Source organism: Brevibacillus brevis NBRC 100599, assembly GCF_000010165.1.
Lineage (GTDB): Bacteria > Bacillota > Bacilli > Brevibacillales > Brevibacillaceae > Brevibacillus > Brevibacillus brevis_D.
Map to the genome: position 1 here is coordinate 5,054,651 of NC_012491.1, position 18,888 is coordinate 5,073,538.

General features: G+C 47.4%; 16 protein-coding genes, 1 pseudogene and 2 riboswitches. Of the genes and pseudogenes, 2 read left to right on the forward strand and 15 right to left on the reverse strand.

Going from position 1 to position 18,888, the window contains the following annotated elements:
• The first annotated feature begins 1 nt into the window (after nucleotide 1).
• Nucleotides 2-1,534: an aldehyde dehydrogenase family protein gene (locus BBR47_RS24035; RefSeq protein ID WP_015893044.1), complete on the forward strand. Its 1,533-nt coding sequence runs from the start codon at nucleotides 2-4 to the stop codon at nucleotides 1,532-1,534.
• Nucleotides 1,535-1,558: 24 nt separating this feature from the next.
• On the opposite strand, the gene BBR47_RS24040 is transcribed toward BBR47_RS24035, so the two are convergent.
• The 12 genes from BBR47_RS24040 to BBR47_RS24095 all read right to left on the reverse strand — a co-directional run bounded on the left by BBR47_RS24040 (nucleotide 1,559) and on the right by BBR47_RS24095 (nucleotide 15,962).
• The gene (locus BBR47_RS24040; protein ID WP_015893045.1) at nucleotides 1,559-2,677 is read right to left on the reverse strand and encodes a Ger(x)C family spore germination protein; all 1,119 of its coding nucleotides are present in this window, start codon (nucleotides 2,675-2,677) and stop codon (nucleotides 1,559-1,561) included.
• A complete protein-coding gene (locus tag BBR47_RS24045) occupies nucleotides 2,674-3,762 on the reverse strand; it encodes a GerAB/ArcD/ProY family transporter (protein WP_015893046.1) in 1,089 nt (362 codons plus the stop codon). Before BBR47_RS24045 ends, BBR47_RS24040 begins: the two co-directional genes overlap by 4 nt.
• A 5-nt stretch (nucleotides 3,763-3,767) precedes the next feature.
• The gene (locus tag BBR47_RS24050; RefSeq protein WP_015893047.1) at nucleotides 3,768-5,270 is read right to left on the reverse strand and encodes a spore germination protein; all 1,503 of its coding nucleotides are present in this window, start codon (nucleotides 5,268-5,270) and stop codon (nucleotides 3,768-3,770) included.
• 127 nt (nucleotides 5,271-5,397) lie between these two features.
• The gene (gene ribE / locus BBR47_RS24055; protein WP_015893048.1) at nucleotides 5,398-5,862 is read right to left on the reverse strand and encodes a 6,7-dimethyl-8-ribityllumazine synthase; all 465 of its coding nucleotides are present in this window, start codon (nucleotides 5,860-5,862) and stop codon (nucleotides 5,398-5,400) included.
• Nucleotides 5,863-5,878: 16 nt separating this feature from the next.
• Complete coding sequence (locus BBR47_RS24060) at nucleotides 5,879-7,078, reverse strand: bifunctional 3,4-dihydroxy-2-butanone-4-phosphate synthase/GTP cyclohydrolase II (protein ID WP_015893049.1); 1,200 nt, start codon at nucleotides 7,076-7,078, stop codon at nucleotides 5,879-5,881.
• Nucleotides 7,079-7,094: 16 nt separating this feature from the next.
• Complete coding sequence (locus tag BBR47_RS24065) at nucleotides 7,095-7,751, reverse strand: riboflavin synthase (protein WP_015893050.1); 657 nt, start codon at nucleotides 7,749-7,751, stop codon at nucleotides 7,095-7,097.
• 19 nt (nucleotides 7,752-7,770) lie between these two features.
• Nucleotides 7,771-8,877: a bifunctional diaminohydroxyphosphoribosylaminopyrimidine deaminase/5-amino-6-(5-phosphoribosylamino)uracil reductase RibD gene (gene ribD / locus BBR47_RS24070; protein WP_015893051.1), complete on the reverse strand. Its 1,107-nt coding sequence runs from the start codon at nucleotides 8,875-8,877 to the stop codon at nucleotides 7,771-7,773.
• A gap of 130 nt (nucleotides 8,878-9,007) precedes the next feature.
• Nucleotides 9,008-9,152, reverse strand: a riboswitch (FMN riboswitch).
• 114 nt (nucleotides 9,153-9,266) lie between these two features.
• A riboswitch (FMN riboswitch) is annotated at nucleotides 9,267-9,415 on the reverse strand.
• Nucleotides 9,416-9,482: 67 nt separating this feature from the next.
• Entirely contained in the window at nucleotides 9,483-10,151 is a 669-nt protein-coding gene (locus BBR47_RS24075; RefSeq protein ID WP_041749619.1) for an HAD family hydrolase, read from the reverse strand.
• Nucleotides 10,152-10,304: 153 nt separating this feature from the next.
• Nucleotides 10,305-11,237, reverse strand: a complete 933-nt coding sequence (locus tag BBR47_RS24080; protein WP_015893053.1) for a c-type cytochrome — start codon at nucleotides 11,235-11,237, stop codon at nucleotides 10,305-10,307.
• Nucleotides 11,238-11,396: 159 nt separating this feature from the next.
• Complete coding sequence (locus BBR47_RS24085; RefSeq protein ID WP_015893054.1) at nucleotides 11,397-12,776, reverse strand: sigma-54-dependent transcriptional regulator; 1,380 nt, start codon at nucleotides 12,774-12,776, stop codon at nucleotides 11,397-11,399.
• Between the two features lie 7 nt (nucleotides 12,777-12,783).
• Nucleotides 12,784-14,970 (reverse strand): sensor histidine kinase, encoded by a 2,187-nt coding sequence (locus BBR47_RS24090; protein ID WP_041749620.1) that lies wholly within the window; start codon nucleotides 14,968-14,970, stop codon nucleotides 12,784-12,786.
• Nucleotides 14,967-15,962 carry an ABC transporter substrate-binding protein gene (locus BBR47_RS24095; RefSeq protein ID WP_041749621.1) on the reverse strand — a complete coding sequence of 332 codons (996 nt, stop codon included), beginning with the start codon at nucleotides 15,960-15,962 and terminating at the stop codon, nucleotides 14,967-14,969. Before BBR47_RS24095 ends, BBR47_RS24090 begins: the two co-directional genes overlap by 4 nt.
• A 414-nt stretch (nucleotides 15,963-16,376) precedes the next feature.
• Here BBR47_RS24095 and BBR47_RS30995 point away from each other — a divergent pair, with 414 nt between their 5' ends.
• The gene (locus BBR47_RS30995; protein ID WP_155801109.1) at nucleotides 16,377-16,532 is read left to right on the forward strand and encodes a hypothetical protein; all 156 of its coding nucleotides are present in this window, start codon (nucleotides 16,377-16,379) and stop codon (nucleotides 16,530-16,532) included.
• Between the two features lie 327 nt (nucleotides 16,533-16,859).
• Here the strand turns inward: BBR47_RS30995 and BBR47_RS24105 are convergent.
• From BBR47_RS24105 to BBR47_RS31685, 3 genes and pseudogenes are all read right to left on the reverse strand, one after another.
• Nucleotides 16,860-17,012, reverse strand: a pseudogene (locus tag BBR47_RS24105) (LysR family transcriptional regulator); the annotation flags it as partial.
• A gap of 206 nt (nucleotides 17,013-17,218) precedes the next feature.
• Nucleotides 17,219-17,863: a hypothetical protein gene (locus tag BBR47_RS24110; RefSeq protein ID WP_015893058.1), complete on the reverse strand. Its 645-nt coding sequence runs from the start codon at nucleotides 17,861-17,863 to the stop codon at nucleotides 17,219-17,221.
• 18 nt (nucleotides 17,864-17,881) lie between these two features.
• Nucleotides 17,882-18,775, reverse strand: a complete 894-nt coding sequence (locus BBR47_RS31685; protein WP_015893059.1) for a hypothetical protein — start codon at nucleotides 18,773-18,775, stop codon at nucleotides 17,882-17,884.
• Nucleotides 18,776-18,888 lie beyond the last annotated feature (113 nt).

Consider the following 18,888-nt stretch of genomic DNA (forward strand, 5'->3'; position numbering starts at 1 on the left):
CATGATGGCAGTCATGTCTATGCTAAATCCCGCCACTGGTGAGCAGCTTGGCTCTTTACAGGAAGCGACTCCAGCACAAGTAGAAGACGCGGTGGCACGTGCGCGCCTTGCCTTTCCAGCTTGGTCTACTACATCGTTGGCCGAGCGTCTGGACTATTTGACTCGGTTGCGGCACTATTTAGTCGATCATGGCGAAGAAATCGCCCGAAAAATTAGTGAGGCTACCGGAAAGGTTACGCTGGAAGCGTACATGACCGAAATTTTCGTCACCGTCGACACGATCCGTTTTTATGAAAAACATGCTTATCAGATGCTGGCCGATCAGCCGGTACCAACCTCTATCGTGCTGTGGCCGAAGAAATCGTATATCCACTACAAGCCAATGGGTGTCGTCGCTGTCATCTCTCCGTGGAATTATCCGTTTCAGCTTGCCATCATTCCTGTATTATCAGCCCTCGTAGCAGGCAATACCGTTATTTTAAAACCTTCCGAGGTGACTGCTTCTACCGGACTGCTCATTGAAGAAGTGTTTTCCGCTGTTTCAATGCCAGATGGAGTCGTGACCGTCCTTCATGGGGGACGCGAAGCTGGACAGGCGCTAGTGGCTGCTCGCCCAGATAAAATATTTTTTACAGGCTCTGTTGCGACAGGTAAAAAAATTATGGCGGCGGCGGCGGAACATTTGATCCCTGTTGAATTGGAGCTGGGTGGCAAAGACCCGATGATCGTGTTCGAAGACGCTCATCTGGAGCGGGCAGCAAATGGTGCGGTGTGGGGGGCTTTTACGAACTCGGGACAGGTGTGTATGTCTGTCGAACGGCTTTTTGTCCATGAAAAGGTATATCCTGATTTTCTCAAGCTGGTCACCGAAAAGACAAAAGCATTGCGCCAAAGCTATCCAGATCAGGCCGAGGTCGGTTCGATGACGTCTTCCCAACAAATCGGCATTGTCCGTGAGCATGTGAACGAAGCACTGGCCGCTGGCGCGACTGCGGTCACCGGAGGGCTTCCTTCCTCTGACAGCATGTATATCGCGCCGACCATTCTCACAAGCGTGACATCTGACATGAAAATCATGCGGGAAGAGACCTTTGGTCCAGTGTTGCCCATCATGACTTTTGCCACCGAAGAGGAGGCTGTTCGCCTGGCTAACAGCTCGCCGTACGGGCTGAATGCTTCCGTATGGTCTGGCGATAAAACAAAAGCGGATCGCGTAGCTCGTCAGCTCGATAGCGGCAATGTGTGCATCAACGACGTCATTATCAGCTACGCCAATCCCCATCTTCCTTTTGGCGGGGTCAAACAGAGTGGCATCGGCCGTTATCGCGGGCCTTCAGGATTGCAAGCCTTTACGCATAGCATTTCTGTCATCCATGATCCGGGCAAACGCAAGCGTGAGTTCAATTGGTATCCGTATACGAAAGATCAGGAGCTCACCTTTATTGGTTTGACGAACCTGTTGTACGGCAAGCTCCAAAATGTAAATCGCCGGACTTTGGGTGCGATCTGGCGTGAATTCAAGCGTCTGTTCTAACCACAGCGAAAATGCTGCTGCTCCTTATTTCAGTGTGCCAAAACCGACAATGTCCACATGAACTTTGATACTGAATTTCGCTTTTTTATAAAGGGCGAGACCCGTTTCGCGTGTCCATTTGCCAACATATTTTTGGCGAATGCTCTCCTGGATCTGCGCCGGGTCAACCCCTTGCTTTTGAAAACGTACCAGCATCTCCATGCTTTCCTTACTGATCCGTTTCTCAAGCTCTTGAACCATGGTCCGAAATTGCCCCCGCTTCTCCAAATCCTTGCTGCCTGAATAGCCCACCAGCATCCCTCTCACCCGAAGATCGATGTGGATGACAGGCTTTTTCATGTTGCCATTGCTTCTTACTTTCGTTTTTGCCCGTACAAAATCGAAGACGACCTTTTCCGTTTGTTTTTTACCTGTCTTCGCTTCGTGCTTGAACTCGAAGCTCATACGGGGCAAGCGCTTTCTACCCAGAAACCCCTGAACCAGCTTTCCCTCTCGCTGTGAGTATATTCCAATCATCTTGTCCACTCGAAAAAGGGCCACCTTGGTGATCTGAATCTCTCCGTCACTGCGGATAAGATAAGGAAGATTGGGGTCCATCGTGTTGCTGGTCATCATAAAAACAAAATCGTGAATGGTCGCAAAAGACGAAAAGGCCGTTTCCATTCGCGGATGGAGCAAGTTGTTCATATACGTGTTGATTTCCGGACTGTGGTTATAGGTTCCTTTGATGACATCTTTCGCTTTTCCTTTTACGATGGCAATGTGTACATTTTCTCCGACAATCGGATTGCGATAGAGATCAAGGATGACTTTTCCGATCCCTACTTTGCGTGCGTATTCTTCCCCGAACAAAATCACGCGCAACTGTGAGAGGGACATAGTCCTCTCCGCTTTTGTCGCGAGATTAAGCATCGCTTCACTCGTCATCGAGGCATATGTAGCGTATACCTGCGTGGATTCTTTATTTTTGGAGGGAACCGGTACGGATACGGTGATATCTATCTTTTTACGATCCACATAATCGAAGCCCATAACCCCAATCATGGCCATGTCTTCCAGTGTCGGCCGTTCAAGTTCGCCCCCACAACCGCAAAGGCTGAGCAAGAGGATAACCGTCGCAATGAACCTGCTCGCCCTCTTCATGATACCCGCTCTCCTCTACCGAACCTCAAGGAATGAATCAATAACAAAAAAATCGGCCATAAGATCAGTCCATAGGCCATATAAACAGAAACCTTGTCATAAATGTAGCGTTGTTTTTCTACAGATAATGGCCCCACAATGAATAGAAACGAAATGATTGTCGGTAAAAGCAGATGCCACAGCTTCATCTTGCCTGCCATTTCTTCCAGACCGGTACGGGCAACCCACAAGTATCCCGTACTCGTGCTGAGAATGAGGAAGACCCAGAGACCAATCCCGAGATTTTCGATCCGCTCCAAAAAAGACAGCTCTACAGCCTTAAACAAATTCAATACGGGATAAATGAGATTGTCCATTTGCCATTCGGAAAAATAAGATACGCTTGTGATCAGAATCAGGACGTATAACAAAACCACGCTCCATACCCCAATCAGCACATGCTTGTGTGCCTTGTTCTTCTCTTGGATATATGGATAGAAAAACAGGACCAATTCATACCCCAGCATGCTCGCGGAAGAATTGTGTATGGTTTCGGCTATACTGCGCCAATCGGTATTAATAAGAGGAAAAATATGTGTGATTCCTCCCTTTTGAAATCCGTACTGCAAAAGAAAAACCATCCAGCCCGTAAAAAAGAAGGTTAGCAGACAAAAACGCGCGATCAATTTGATGCCGCCATTTGTAATGTAGACCATGACCAAAGTCAATCCGATCAAAGGTAATGTGACTGTCTGATTGTTCAGCATGGAGGTTTGCACCAGCCTAACATATCCTTCATTGGCGGTAGATACACTCAGAATGGCGTAGAGGATAATCAGCACATTGAAACAGCGTCCCAGCCATTTTCCCAACAGCTTTTCGTGAATCCGAAAAAGATTATCCTCTGGATAGCGACGACACAAGGCCATCATTGGAATTAACGTTAAGCTGACAATGCTTCCCAACAAAATCGGAGACCACCACAGATTGTAGCCTAGTTTGCTAGCAGAATGAGCCAATCCAAGTAAATTAACACCCACCATCGTATTCATAATCAATCCGATTACCAGGATCGGATTCAGGCTGGCAATTCTCCCTCTATCCATCCCCCCTAGTCCTCCCCAACTGGCCGGACATGCTTTTGCTTTGCCCGGGACATGCGGTTGCGATTGACGATAAACCTCAATGGTGCACGTACGAGACCATTCATCAAATCCGTCCATTGACGCGGAACTCCCGGGGCCATGTACGGCGTACCGAGTGAAGTCAAATTGAGTAAATGCGCGAATAAAAACGCCAGTGTCAGCATCTGGCCGTACATGCCCAATACACCTGCCATCAGGATGAAACCATAGCGAACGAGCCGAATCGCATTACTCATCAAAAAATTGGGTGGCACAAAAGAAAGCAATGCCGATACAGAAACAAGGACGATCAGGATATTACTGGCTAACCCTGCTTGTACAGAGGCTGTCCCGATCACGATACCGCCAACGATACCGATTGTCTGACCGATTTTAGTCGGCATGCGTATCCCCGCTTCCCGCAAGATCTCGATGACGAGCTCAATAATGAGCACCTCGATCACGGGTGGAAAAGGCACCCGACTGCGCGATTCAGACAAAATCGTCAGCAAAGCGGGAGGAAGCATTTCCGGATGGTACGTCAAGACAGAGACGTAGCTGGAGGTGAGCATAATGGTGATAAACAATCCGAAAAAACGAATCATCCGTAGCAAGCTCGCCGTAGACCATCGATTGTAAAAGTCTTCGGGGCTGCTAAACATCTCCAGAAAGGACGTCGGACAGATCGCGGCATCCGGGCTGCCATTCAGCATGATTACGATCCTGCCGTCCAGCAAAGCTGCTGTTGCATTGTCAGGCCGACCCGTCAAGCCAAACTGCGGGAACGGAGAGTACGGCTTGTCCTCCAGCATTTGCTTTAGGACAGGCATCCCGACAAATCTATGGTAAATGACATTGTCGATCCTTTTTTTCACGCGCTCCACATTTTCCGCGTTCGCGATGTTCTCCAAATAAATCACGGCTACCTTGTTGTGCGCCTCGGTGCCGATCGTGTAGCTCGATACTTTCAGATGAGGTGTAGCGAGTCTTCTCCGAAGCAAGGACAAATTGATCTCCAGCATTTCAACAAAGGAGTCTTGCGGTCCAAGGACGGTCGCCTCCGTCTCGGATTTCGTAATGGAACGATGCGCGACCTGAAATGTATTCACATGAAGAATGAGATCCCTTTCCAGAAAAAACAAGATGGTATGACCGCGTAGCAAGTTACTCATCAACGTCTCCATATCGTTAAGAAGACATTCCTGTGAGAAAGGGAGCGCCTCCATCGGATCTCTACCATCGGAACGCTGCAACGGAAGAAAGACATTCTCATAAATCTGGGACACATCCACCAGCGTATCGAGAAAAAAAACGTGTACCTCCTCGTCATTCATCTTCAATGACAAGCTGCTGAGGTCATCCACGTTTTGCATACGTTGTTTTACCATATCCGGTGTAATTTGTTCGCTTCGCCGCGCATGAACCGAACTGCTGCGCTGCTTTGCTTGTATGGCCTCTACTTGCGCTCTCCACCAATCAGTCGGCTTCATGCTAGATCCCCCTTTTTTTCAGGAAAATCTTTCTTACTTTGACCTATCTGTGGTTACTTTATCCAAAAAAAATAGAAAACGGGAGCCGAAGCCCCCGTTGAACTATCTCGCTACTCATATGAAATGATTAGGCGAACTGCTTAGATAAGTTAGCCATTTCGATCGCTGCCGTTGCTGCTTCCCAGCCTTTATTGCCTGCTTTGGTTCCTGCTCGCTCGATGGCTTGCTCGATATTGTCTGTCGTCAAAACACCAAAAATAACGGGTATCCCAGTCGATAGTGATAGAGACGCAACTCCTTTTGCGGTCTCATTGCAGACATAATCGAAGTGTGGAGTGGAGCCACGAATGACAGCTCCCAATGTAACAACCGCATCATAGCGACCGGATTCCGCCATTTTTTTGGCGATCAACGGAATTTCAAACGCTCCCGGTACCCATGCCACGTCTACCTGCTCATCCTCTACGCCGTGACGCTTCAGGGCATCGAGAGCCCCTCCGACCAGCTTGCTTACGATTAATTCGTTAAAGCGTCCTGCCACAATCCCTACACGCAAGCCTGTTCCAACCAAATGTCCTTCGAATGTTCTCATTGTTTATTCCCTCTCCTTATCCGTTCAGATGAAGCAGGTGACCCAGCTTCTCTTGTTTTGTTGATAGGTACTGTTTGTTGTGCAGATGCTCCGGCGTTTGAAGCGGCACCCGTTCTTCCACTGCTAATCCGTAACCGGTAAGCCCGCGGATTTTTCGTGGGTTGTTGGTCAAAAGCCGCATGCGTTGCACGCCTAAATCCCGCAAAATTTGCGCACCGATACCGTAATCCCGCAGATCAGCGGCGAATCCTAGCTTTTCATTGGCCTCAACCGTATCCAAGCCTTCCTCCTGCAGCTTGTAGGCACGCAGCTTATTAATCAAGCCAATGCCTCTGCCCTCCTGGCGCATGTACAATAAAATGCCGCGTCCATTCGCTTCGATCTGTTCCAATGCTGCGTGCAGCTGTGGGCCGCAATCGCAGCGATAAGAGCCGAAAATATCGCCTGTCAAGCACTCCGAATGCACGCGGACGAGAATGGGCTCATCCGGTCCGATCTCTCCCTTGATGAGAGCTACATGCTCTTTGCCATCCAGCTCATTCGTGTAAGCGGCAATCCGAAAATCACCGTAGGCGGTCGGAAGCTGCACTTCAATTTCCTTTTTCACCATGGATTCCGTCCGCATCCGATACGCGATCAAGTCTGCAATGGTAATCAGCTTGAGATCAAAGCGGCGTGCGATCTCTACCAATTGCGGCAGACGTGCCATAGAGCCATCTTCATTCATAATTTCGCAGATCACTCCCGCTGGAATGCCCCCCGCCAAGCGAGCCAAATCAACTGCCGCCTCCGTATGTCCCGCTCTGCGCAATACACCGCCAGCCTTCGCGATTAACGGAAAAATATGTCCCGGTCTGCGGAAATCGTCTGCGTCCTTCTGCTCGTCAAGCATCGCCAGGACCGTCTGAGAGCGCTCATGAGCAGATATCCCTGTATTTGTACTCCCTTCATCGATAGACACGGTAAAAGCCGTTCCTTGCTTGTCTGTATTGGCATTCACCATCGGAGCCAGCTGCAAGCGAGTCGCGTGCTCTTCTGTCACCGGTACGCAAACGAGTCCCCTGCCATGTGTGACCATGAAGTTGATCATTTCAGGCGTAGCCGCTTCGGCCATGCAGACAAAATCTCCTTCATTTTCCCGATCCTCATCGTCTACCACGATGACCGCCTTGCCCTGACGCAAATCTTCCAATGCTTCTTCTATGCTGTGAAACATGCTTTCTCCCTCCTATTCACGCGAAGCCGTTTTCCTGTAAAAAGGCTAGACTGAGCCCGCCAGATTTTTCTGTACTGCCATGGTTTTGATAACCTAACAAACGCTCCACATATTTGCCGATGACATCCGTTTCGAGATTTACCAAGTCCCCAGGGCGTCTGTCTGCAAGACTCGTATTCGCCAGCGTATGCGGAATGATCGAAACGGTAAAACCGCTATCGTTTACCTCCACCACAGTGAGACTGATGCCATCTATGCAAATCGATCCACGGGCAATAACGTACTTCAACAGCTGCGGTTTGGCCTCGATCCGAAATACGACAGCATTCGCATTCACCTCTCGTGAAGCAACCATTCCGGTCCCGTCTACATGTCCGGAGACGATATGCCCGCCGAATCGGTCCCCCAGCCGCATCGCTCTCTCCAAATTCACTCGCTGCCCACTGCGTAATTGGCGCAAGCTCGTCTTATTCATCGTCTCTGGCATCACATCGACGCTAAACTGGCGATTGGTATAAGAAGTAACGGTCAGGCAAATACCATTGACCGAGATGCTGTCACCGAGCTTCACCCCTTCGAGTACCTGCTGTGCGCGGATGACCAGTCGTCTCGCCTGCTCGTTCCCTTGAATCGCTTCCAACACGCCCACTTCTTCGACCAGTCCTGTGAACATGCTCTCTCCTCCTCACTCGCTACATCTGATCCTCCCATTGTGGGTACCCGCTGATCTGTACATCGCTTTTCCCGATCGGCGTGATCGTGACATTTGCCAGCTGTACCGCTTCTCCCATCGTCGAAAAGCCTTGACCTCCGAATGGCGAAGGTGCACTGCTTCCCCCGATCAGCTTTAGCGCGATATGGCTCACGACCTTTTGAATCGCTCTCGCCTGCAAAAAGGAGCCATTGACCTCCTGCCCACCTTCCACAAGCAGCGAGGTAATTCCCAGCTCTCCCAACGTATCCAGCACCTTTTCCACGCGAATTGGCCCTGCCGTTGTGATGACCTTTACTCCTCTTGCCGCAAGTAGCTCCTGCTTCTCCTTTGGAGCTGTATCTGTCGCAAAGATCCATGTCTTCGCATCTGCATTCTGGACGACATGGGCATCCAGCGGCGTCCGTAATTGACTGTCCAAAATCACGCGAACTGGCTGGCTTCCAAAACGCTGCTCTTCCTGGCGCGCCGTTAACAGTGGGTCATCCGCGAGAATCGTCCCTACTCCAACGAGGATCGCATCGTGCTGCCTGCGCAATTCATGCACCTCTGCCCGAGCCTCTGCACCAGTAATCCATCGACTGTGTCCAGTGAACGAAGCGATTTTTCCATCCAATGTACTGGCCGTCTTTACCGTCACAAATGGACGTCTTGTTTGGATGTAATGGAAAAAGACTTCATTGAGCGCCTTCGCTTCCTCTTCTCTCACGCCCACCGCTACTTCCACTCCTGCTGCCCGCAGCATCTCCATTCCTCTTCCCGCCACCAATGGATTCGGATCGAGCGTCGCTACAACGACACGACGTACAGCAGCTGCGATCAATGCCTCTGCACACGGCGGTGTCTTCCCATAGTGACTGCAAGGCTCCAAGGTCACGTACACGGTCGCACCTTGCGCTTTTTCCCCAGCCATCCGCAGTGCGTGCACCTCAGCATGGGGCTCTCCTGCTCGCAGATGCGCTCCCATTCCGACGATGGTTCCATCTTTCACAATCACAGCTCCGACCATGGGATTCGGACTGGTTTGACCTCGTGCCGATCGTGCCAATTCCAGCGCCAGATCCATGTACTTGCTGTCCTGTTCCATACCGCACTCCTTTCTGTTCCATCATTCCAGCCAAACAACACAAAAAGCCCTTGAAACCTCAAAGCGTTTCAGGGCATAGGGAAAGAAGCCTTACCTCATTCATTTTTCCAAAAAACAAATGAAGAAAGCACAAAATCTTCTTCCATCCGGACTGTACCGTCGGCTCTGGACTTTCACCAGATCAGTCGCTGCAAGTGTGGTCAGCGAGTCGCGGGCTCAGACGTACGTACGCCATTACCGCCGGTCAGGAATTTCACCTTGCCCTGAAGATTGTCGCTATGAAGTTTTATGAAAAATAAAAACGCCCATGAATATTATGCTCAGGGCGTTCAGAAAGAAGCCTTGCTTCTACCGTTTTTTGAAAAAAAAACAGCGAAACAGGCCGTTCCAAATACCTTCTCCCATCCGGACTGTACCGTCGGCCTTGGATTTGCACCAAGTCAGTCGCTATCAACTGCTTACGATAGCGAGTCGCGGGCTCAGACGTGCGTTCGTCATTACCGCCGGTCGGGAATTGCACCCTACCCTGAAGGCTGGTATTCAGTTAGGCAAAGTATAGCATATTTTTCGCGATAGTCTGTAATCATTTATGGGAGAAGTGCACTTTACCCTTGCTCGCACATTTCGAGGACCGTCAGTAGTTCTTTTAAATCCCTAATGTATGCCCTTGGCACAACACCATTTCGCTCCATGTCCTGCTCGTTCCCTTGATAGGCAATAAAAGCAACTTGTCCATCGCATGCCGCCTTACCATCGATCCACGAATCCCCGATCATCGTCCAAGCCGAAACAGGCCAATCTGGCTTGCGGCTGCGAATATAGTGAATGCCCGATGGAGATGGCTTCAAGGTCGTCATCTGCTCGCGGGCGACGATTTCGTCAAAGTAAGAGGCGATCCCCGTCTCGTTCAAAGCCTCCTCCGCAGCGGCATAAGCGTTGTTGGTCAGAATATACAGCTGATAGCGGTTCTTCAATTCTTCTAACACTTCTACCGCGTGCTGCTCCAGCACAGCGCCATGCATCCCTTCCTTCTCGATCGCGGTTACCGCATCCCACATCGCTTGCTCCAGCTCTCTCGTCATTTGCTCTGCTTTTCGCCCGGTCTCAATGAGCTGTGATGCGGTATGCTTTTCCCACTCAAGTGTTGGGGAAACGATCCCATTGTCCACCCATAGCTGAAAAATGGCCCGCTTCATCTCGGCAAAATTGATCCTGGATTGCAGCAAGGTATTGTCCATATCGAAAATAATGCCTTTGTGAAAGGTTTTACTCATTTTGCGCCTCCTTTTTTGAAATACGCCATGCTTGATCAAGAATGACCAAATAATTTGGTTACTGATCCTTCCATTTTATCAAAAAGAGGACTACCCCTCCGTCATTTTATAACTTTTGGGACAGTCCCCTTTCTGGGGTTCGGTATTGAGTTCCTATTGCTTCTTCTTGGCGCTGTCTACTTCATACGGCACATCCTTTGGAACGCCTCCAGCTGGCCAGTCTTGTGCCTTTTTGGCAAAGTCCGGACGCGGCTTGGACAAAATATAGGCAGCTAGGTCCGCTGCTTCTTGATCGGTTAACGAGCCTTGCTTAATACCGCCCATTTCCCCTAGAGGCATATTGCGCTGAATGTAGCCAGCAGCTTTGGAAATACGGGCCATACCTGCACCAATATTGAAGGAGTTATCCCCCCATAGGGCTGGTCCAGAGTTTGGTCCTGTACCTGAACCATCAGCTGCGTGGCATTGTAAACACGATTTTTGAAAGAGAGCTTCTCCATTTGCCACATTCGGTTGAGGTACGCTCTTCATATCATTTTTCTCTATCCACGGGCGCTCTTTAATGCCTACTGGTACGTCTGTTGAGATATACGACAGATAGGCTACCATCGCTCTCATTTCATCGCTGTTGTAAGGCAATGGCTTTCCGTTCATGCTTCGTTGAAAACAACCATTGATGCGATCTTCAATGGTAACCACTTTGCCAGACCTTGGAATGTACTGGGGGTAGACTGCGGTGACACCCGTTAGAGGGGAGGTCGCATCCATTCCGGCATTACCGTGACAGCTAGAGCAGGAGAGCTTATTCCCTGTGTATTCAGGGATCACTGTGCTCGTTTCATTCATTAACTTATGTCCATACTTAATCGATTCTCCCAATGGCCCTTCTGGCACCTTGTCCATACTAGGCGGGGTGTAGGAATCTAGATTGATTGCTCCCGATGCCCCACTCGCTGTTTTATCTTTGGCCTCACTCGCTGTTGAGGTGGGTTGGGCGGTCTGCTGTGTAGCGCAGCCAGCAAAGACCAGCATCGCCACTACAACCATGGACAGCTTCTTCCAGCCTGTCTTCTCTTTCTTGATCATAGGTCTCACTCCTCCATGTTGATCGTGTATTCACTAGGGGAAGAGTAGCAAGAGGCGTGCCAAGCCATAAAAGCTGGAAAACGAGCGACTTGGGGCTTCCAAAGAGCAAGAAAAAGAAAAGACCATGCCAAAATGTCATGGTCAGTCCGCGACAAAATGTCACGGTCGCAGCTCGTACTCTTCGATTTTTCGATACAGATTACGTACGCTGATCCCTAGCTTCTCAGCTGTCTTGGTCTTGTTCCATTGGGAAACATCCAGCACATGCTTGATATGTTCTCGCTCTACATTTTTCAGTAAAAATGCCTCTTCCTCGCCCGTTTCTGCTGATGTAGTGAGCTTTCGATCTGACGGGTTGCTCGGTACTGGCTGTTCATGCGGAAAGAGATCCTTGTCGTCAATCTCCTCTCCTTTTGCCAAAACGACAGCGCGTTCGATCATATGAGCCAACTCCCGAACATTCCCCGGGAATGAGTAGGCCAAAAGAGCTGCCTGCGCTTTCACAGAAAGCGGTTTGACTGGATACTTACGCTTGAGGCGATTCAAAAAGAAAGCAGACAGTGGCAAAATGTCCTCGCTTCTCTGCGTGAGAGGTGGAATCGTTATATCCATGACATGCAGCCGGAAATAAAGATCGGATCGAAACGTTCCTTCTTCCACTTTCTTTTCCAGATCGGCATTGGTAGCAGCGATGATCCGAACATCCACCTTGTGCAAAATCGGGCTCCCTATTCGGCGAAATTCACCGGTTTCCAGAAAACGGAGTAGCTTGACCTGCAAAGGAAAAGGCAAATCCCCTACTTCATCCAAAAAGAGCGTTCCTTGATGGGCAATCTCTACCAGTCCCTTTTTCTGAGCAGTTGCGCCTGTAAAGGCTCCCTTTTCATGCCCGAACAGTTCACTTTCCAGCATCGTTTCTGGTATTGCTCCCAAATTGATCGGTACGAATGCCTTTGATGCTCTCTCACTATACTCATATATGAGTCTCGCGATGACATCCTTCCCTGTCCCGCTTTCCCCTTTCAAGAGAACGAGAAAATCCGTACTGGCTACTCGCTTGGCAGTAGCTAGGACCTCTTTTAGCTTCGGGCTTTCCGCAACGATTTGAAACGTCGTTTTTCCATTTGTCGATAGAGCTTCTCTCAACTGTTGGTTTTCCTCGGTCAACTGCTGTTTTTCGACGGCCTTGGAAATCAAAACCTCCAATTCATTGAGGTTGTAAGGCTTTGTCAAATAATCATAAGCGCCGCGTTTCATTGCTTCGATCGCTGTTTCGATGGTTCCGTGTCCCGTCACAACAATGATTTGAATCGCAGGAGAGGTTTCCTTGCACCATTGCAGAAAGGAGAGACCGTCCATCCCGGGCATTTTCAAATCAAGCAGAATGACATGAATCGTTTCGCTGGTTACTAGCTTCTGTGCGCTGATTCCGTCAGATGCTTCCAGCGTGGTATATCCCTTTCTCTTCAATCGACTGGTTAATAGATGGCGGAAATCTGCTTCGTCATCAACAATGAGTATACGTGTGTCAGTGTGCATCTTTTGTTCATTCCCCCTTTGCCGACGGCAGGATGACCGTAACAGTCGTGCCTATGTTTGGCGTACTTTCGATCTCGATTTCTCCGCCTAAATTCATCACAATCCCGTAGCAGACCGATAACCCGAGACCAGTCCCTTTTCCAGGAGGCTTGGTTGTATAAAAGGGCTCCAAAACGTGTGGCAAATCTGCTGCGGGTATTCCGCATCCATCATCTCTGATCCACAGACGGAGTCTATCAACCGATGGAGAATCCGTTGCTATCTCAATAGTTCCTCGCTCCTCGGTCGCGTACAGCGCGTTGGTTAGCAGATTGAGCAAAATCTGCTGAAGCTGTCCAGGGGTAGCAAGAAGAAACGGTGCAGAGGCCGACAGAGACTGGTTCACCGTTACCTGTTTGACACGTATTTCATGGGACAGAAGAATGAGAATGTCTGATAGGACTTGATGAATATTTACTTTTTCTACGATAACGGGTGATTTCCCCGAAAAGTGGAGCAATCGGGTCGTGATTTCCTTGCAGCGGTTAATTTGTTTGTCCATCGTGTCCAAGTATTGGGTCAGCTCTCCTGTGTCCTGTAAATCTCGAATATCCTCTTCCACCAGACGGTCTCGCAAGTCTTGTCCATACAACGACAGAATGCCTAATGGATTATTGATTTCATGAGCGATGCCCGACGCCAAGAGTCCAATAGCAGCGAGCTTGTCTGCTTGTGCGATTGCGGCTTCCAGCTCTCGTTTCTCCGTGATGTCCTCGATAACCTCTAGAAAAGCAGACGACTCTTTCTCCGGATGCAGAGGGAAAACCTGATGGCGATAAGAGCGGACACGTCCATCCTGATCGACTCTAGACGAAATAAGGTCAGTCTGCTTTTCGTTTACCATTTGTCGCGTTCGGAGCATGCAACTATTGCATGAACTGAATTGCTGACCAATCGTCAGGTGGCAGTCTTTCCCCAGGGGATTCGCCGCATCCTGGAACCACGCCGACGCTGTTTGGTTAATCCAGCGAATGCGAAAAGATTCATCTACGAGAATCAGCCCCATCCCCATGCCACTGACGACGAGATCAAGCCGTTTCTTTTCATCCAGAAGCTGATTGGTCTTCGTCTCCAGACTCTGTGCCATTTCATTGCAGGACGCTGCTAGTCTGCCAATTTCATCTGAGGTCGTCACTGGTATTCGCACGGATAAGTCGCCACCTGCGATTTTTTGCACAGCGGATTCGATCATTTCCATTAATCGGCTAAATGAGACAGAAAACACAATGCTAATCCCCAACACGATAAGTGCGATGAATAAGGTCGTAAAGAGCAGAGACTGTTCCAATTTTGAAAAGGCAGCAAACGCCGTTTGGCTCGACTGCTCCAGCATAATGACCCAATGTGTGACAGCGGAGCGCATGGCATAGTTGACCATGACATCTCCATTGGAGGCTTGATACGTACGGATAACAGGCTTGTCTGTTCGATCTGGTAGTGTCCAGGAGGGAGGAACCGCTTGTTCATAATAGGTCAAGGAGCCATCAGAAGGCTTGCCCAGCATAAACGGATCTGCAAACCGATCGCTTTTCCCATCTGTGACAAACAAATAGGCCTCGTTTTCATATCGGGCTCGCAGCGTGACTTGTTCGAGCAACTGCTTTACATTGAGCTTGGCGTACATGCCGCCTTTTACACCGTTGGCAGATACATGAGGGATCGCGACCGTTACCAGCAGCTTCCCTTCCGCTGATCGGACGATGCTTCCGATGTATGACTTTCCCGCCTGGATGGTGGGAAGAAGTTGGTTGTCTTGCTCCCTGGTTGTGTCCAGTCTTTGGTGCTTCCAGCGATTCAGCAAAAACTGCGGCTCTCCATCCTGATGAAAAAGCGCGACCTCCTCCATGTAAGGGGAGGTTTTCAATAACGTATTCAACAAAAAATAAGCATCCTCATCGCTAGGGCGCTCATTGAGAAAACGCTGCTGAACCACCTGCATGGATTGGGAAGTATGTAAAAAAAGCATATCCAACTGCGCCAACGTATTTTCCACGTAGATCTGATTGGCTCTGTCCACCTCTTCTCGAACCTTTTCTTTACTGGTATGCAGATTGATAGAACCAAGAATCAGAAAAGGGATGATGGACATGCATAGTCCAAACAGGAGCATCTTTGTCTTCAGTCGATTGATGCGCGGTAGTCTGCTCCTCCTCATTTGTCCTTCACTCCATACCATTCCTGTGCCAGTGACCACTGTTGATCGGTTACGGTAATCGGAAGCTTGGACAGGGAAGTCGCATTGACAACGAATCGCACGTCATCCGGCCATTCGATAGACAGAGCGGTAGGCGGCACTCCATCCAACACCCGCGCCACCATATGAGCAGCCTGCATGCCTTGTGCATGAAAAGAAACGCCGTAAGCGGCATACAAACCAGCCTTCACCTGCTCGGGGTAAGAGCCCATGACAAACAATTGCTTCTCGATCAAAAGAGGCAAGCAATCGGTAATCGCGTCTTCCAGAACATAGCTAGGTAAAGGAAGCATGGCGTCGTATTCTCCTGGAGAGAGCCTACTGAGCAATAGCTCTAAATCTCTTGGGGAAGCAACCTGCTCCACCTGCAAGTGAACACCGAGCAAGGAAGCAGCTGACCTTGCTTCTACGATGGCTTGCTCTGTCGTAGGAGCATGAGAATCGGCAATGATCAGGATGCGCTTGGCGTCAGGCAACAAACGCGTTGTCAGCTCCAACCTTTTCCCAATCACATTCATTTGGCCATTGCTGATTCCACACGTAACCGTCCCCGCTGTCTCAACAAGTGGTAGCTCGACCAATGAGGCGACACCAATAAAAACGATAGGAACCGTCGTTGTCTCCTGTTGAATCAAAAAAGTCTCGTGCGCCCCTGTCGTGACGACGACATCAGGCTTTTTAGATATCAAATCTTGGACAAGGGAGCGCTCCTCTTCAAGAGTTTGAGCCGTATTCAAATAAACAGGCGCATACTGAACACGTACTCCTTCACCGAGACCTAACGATTGTAATCCCGCCTTTAATCCCGCTACTTTATCTTTTCGATCCTCATTGGCAATCACAATTCCTATCGTGTACAGATCGACGTCCTGTTTGTGCTGACTACTGGACCAATCGAGCAGAGTTCCTGCCACTAATATGAGGAGAAAGAGGATTTTCCTTTGTTTCTTCATAGGTATCACATCCATCTCTCATCATAGCGGCAAATGATTGCAGAAAATGTGAATAATTAACAAACCTTGGTCTAGAATACGGAGTGCTCCGAATCATATATTTTTTATAGGTAATGGTACATCCCAGTGAAAGAGAGGAATGAAAGAAAATGAGTTTGAAAGTTAAAAAAGTCATGCTAGGTCAAGTGGCACAGCATCCATATAACGTCTATATACAGTTCGTTAACGAAGAGAAAGCCGACATCGTAACTATCACATTGTTAGAATGGTCAACAATTGGGACTACCTGAGAAAATGCAAAATCACCCCATTTCTGACTGTCTCAGGACGTGTCTCTGGGGCAACAGAAAGAGTATCCTCCCCCTTACCAGACCATGCCATGCCATCTCTGTTTTTCCCTGTCAAGGACGCTCTATGAAAAAGACGAGTATTCATGCAGGATATGCACCAGGAAAAAGTACGAAAAATAAGGTAGTTGATCATGTTAAAAGCAACTTAAGAGATACAGGTGGAGCTGTAACCTCAGTTGCCAAAAATTCTATTGGAAATGTATTGTTTGGAAAACAATAACATATAGAACTAACAACTAAGAGACGAGCAATGCTCATCTCTTAGTTGTTTCTTAAAAGATTAATCTTATAATTACGTGACCGATAATCCAAATAGCAACTACTAAAAGTTGTTGTTTCAAAGATAGCTTAATTTTTTGATAAAGTCGGAAATATAAGAATATAAATATATAGGCTCCAATTATATCGAATAAGATCAAAGTAGCTTCACCTAGTAATACAACCAATAAATCATTCATATTTTATTAAACACTCCATTCAAATCTTGAACTTTCACTACGTAGATAAGAAAACTTTCTTAGTTTGAAAGTTTCTTTTTTGTAGCTGTACTCCGCTCCAATAGTTTCACACCAAGTTCTTCCTCAAGACTTTGAATTTGTTGAGTCAAAGGAGGTTGCGTCATATTCCATTTACTCGCAGCGCGATTGAAATGCAGTTCTTCTGCTACTGCAATAAAGTAGCGTAGTTTTTTCAAGTCCATAGACGCGATTTTCCTTTCTAATAAGTGATCTCGTCAATTCATAGATCCAACCATTTTTACTCGCTAATCGTATTCGTGTCAAACCCTCTCTTTTTCATGTTCCTTCACGACAAAAAGCGACAGCAGTGCACTGTCGCTTTTTCTATTCAGTCATTATGGTGAGCTTGTCGGCGGCACTTAGCGTTCGATGCCATTTCCAGCGATGATCAATCAGTTAATGAGCGCAAATATATTCCCTCCGTAGAACAAATCCTTTGGAGTAGCTCAGTATATTTATCATCACCCGAATATAAAGGTAACGAAAAATCAAAATTTGACCATACACAAATCTTCATATCTTCAAAAATAAAAACGCTAGGGACTTTCTCACGAAGCCCTAATTCAAGGAATAATTCAAAATCATGCAGATTATTTATTTTCATACTCATACTATCAGATGCTTTCAATTCCGAATGAATCTCTTTAACCCTTATTTTTTTATTCTCACTATCTAGAGCAACTGCCGCTATTTCCACGTTTACATTAGGTAATGTTGTTTCAATCCAAACCGAATTGTACGCCCAAAGTTTACGGAATACCTGTTTAAATTTCTCTTCTTCTCTTAGATAGGAATGAATTAAGGTAGGTTTATCATGCGTCATATCAAAAAAGATATTTACCTGTTCAAAAACAGTTTGATTTTTTATTTGCAAGGGAAATCTATCCAGAGTAAAACTTTTTTGTGGGAACCGTTCCGCCACAAGATGGCTATGATCTAAGAGAGCCGTATCACACTCTATATCTTTTTCCATATCCTCTGATGGAGACCATTTCTTTCCCCATATGCCCTCAACTATCTTAGTGATATTCATCAACTTTCCTCCTCAAGCTTATTCTCGAAGGATTTTACCTGTATCATCCAATGTAGCCTTTCGATTACCTTTACTATCTCTAAGTTTCCATGCACTTCCACCATGAGGCTTATTGCCCCGATCTTTTTGAATACTCCAACCGGTTTTTTCATTTTCTCTGGTTTTTCCATCTATTCTCTTATCAAACTGACCTAAATCAACACCATCACCTTTATCATTTAAAAGCCTTTTAGGAATATCATAGTAGTATATTATTCCTTTTGCATAAAGATAGTTAAAAGCTTCTACAATTTCATCAGCCATCGCAGTAAATGAATCTTGAAATGCTTCTATTATTTCGTCAAACTTTGGCTCTATTTCATCCCAATAGTATCCGACAACTGCTCCAGCACCAACAGCAATTAGTACTCCAATAATATCTCCAATAGGTAATGGCCCATCAGCTGCGGCTGCTGCTATACCCCCACCAACTGCCATAAACGAATAGTAGACTGGTCTAGGTAATTTTAATCTATCAAGTTTAGTAGATAGGATATCCAATGGATCGGCTTTTAGCGCTGTTTTATTAGGCATCTTCTCCATTTTATTATTGACTTTCTCAACCTTTCCTATCACTTCCTGATGATAATCTAATAAACTGGAATCACCAGTCTCACTTTGTTTTACCATAAAATCCACAAATTTTTGTTGAGCTTCAGGAGTAAGACTATTAAACACTTTTTTAGCAAGCTCTGCCTCAGATAGTCCTTCTGCAGCTTCCATACTTTTATCTAATTCATATAAAGATTCTATCACATCATTTCTTTTTGCTGAGTTACTTGCATCATGCATCGCCATAGTTGGTGTCAATACATTGAATAGTAAAGCAGTGGTTAAAGAGGATGCTACTAAGATATGCTTTTTCTTTTGCATAAAATTTCTCCTTTTAGTACTCCGGCAAAAGGGTGTAACATGCATTAACTTGTTCGATTCTATATGCCAGGTACATTTAATAATTTCCCAAATAAAGGTAACATATTTTATTT

Coding starts and splice junctions, on each gene's coding strand:
- BBR47_RS24035 (WP_015893044.1), top strand. CDS start 2: ATGATGGCAGTCATGTCTATGCTAAATCCCGCCACTGGTGAGCAGCTT.
- BBR47_RS24040 (WP_015893045.1), bottom strand. CDS start 2,677: ATGAAGAGGGCGAGCAGGTTCATTGCGACGGTTATCCTCTTGCTCAGC.
- BBR47_RS24045 (WP_015893046.1), bottom strand. CDS start 3,762: ATGGATAGAGGGAGAATTGCCAGCCTGAATCCGATCCTGGTAATCGGA.
- BBR47_RS24050 (WP_015893047.1), bottom strand. CDS start 5,270: ATGAAGCCGACTGATTGGTGGAGAGCGCAAGTAGAGGCCATACAAGCA.
- ribE (WP_015893048.1), bottom strand. CDS start 5,862: ATGAGAACATTCGAAGGACATTTGGTTGGAACAGGCTTGCGTGTAGGG.
- BBR47_RS24060 (WP_015893049.1), bottom strand. CDS start 7,078: ATGTTTCACAGCATAGAAGAAGCATTGGAAGATTTGCGTCAGGGCAAG.
- BBR47_RS24065 (WP_015893050.1), bottom strand. CDS start 7,751: ATGTTCACAGGACTGGTCGAAGAAGTGGGCGTGTTGGAAGCGATTCAA.
- ribD (WP_015893051.1), bottom strand. CDS start 8,877: ATGGAACAGGACAGCAAGTACATGGATCTGGCGCTGGAATTGGCACGA.
- BBR47_RS24075 (WP_041749619.1), bottom strand. CDS start 10,151: ATGAGTAAAACCTTTCACAAAGGCATTATTTTCGATATGGACAATACC.
- BBR47_RS24080 (WP_015893053.1), bottom strand. CDS start 11,237: ATGATCAAGAAAGAGAAGACAGGCTGGAAGAAGCTGTCCATGGTTGTA.
- BBR47_RS24085 (WP_015893054.1), bottom strand. CDS start 12,776: ATGCACACTGACACACGTATACTCATTGTTGATGACGAAGCAGATTTC.
- BBR47_RS24090 (WP_041749620.1), bottom strand. CDS start 14,970: ATGAGGAGGAGCAGACTACCGCGCATCAATCGACTGAAGACAAAGATG.
- BBR47_RS24095 (WP_041749621.1), bottom strand. CDS start 15,962: ATGAAGAAACAAAGGAAAATCCTCTTTCTCCTCATATTAGTGGCAGGA.
- BBR47_RS30995 (WP_155801109.1), top strand. CDS start 16,377: ATGAAAAAGACGAGTATTCATGCAGGATATGCACCAGGAAAAAGTACG.
- BBR47_RS24110 (WP_015893058.1), bottom strand. CDS start 17,863: ATGAATATCACTAAGATAGTTGAGGGCATATGGGGAAAGAAATGGTCT.
- BBR47_RS31685 (WP_015893059.1), bottom strand. CDS start 18,775: ATGCAAAAGAAAAAGCATATCTTAGTAGCATCCTCTTTAACCACTGCT.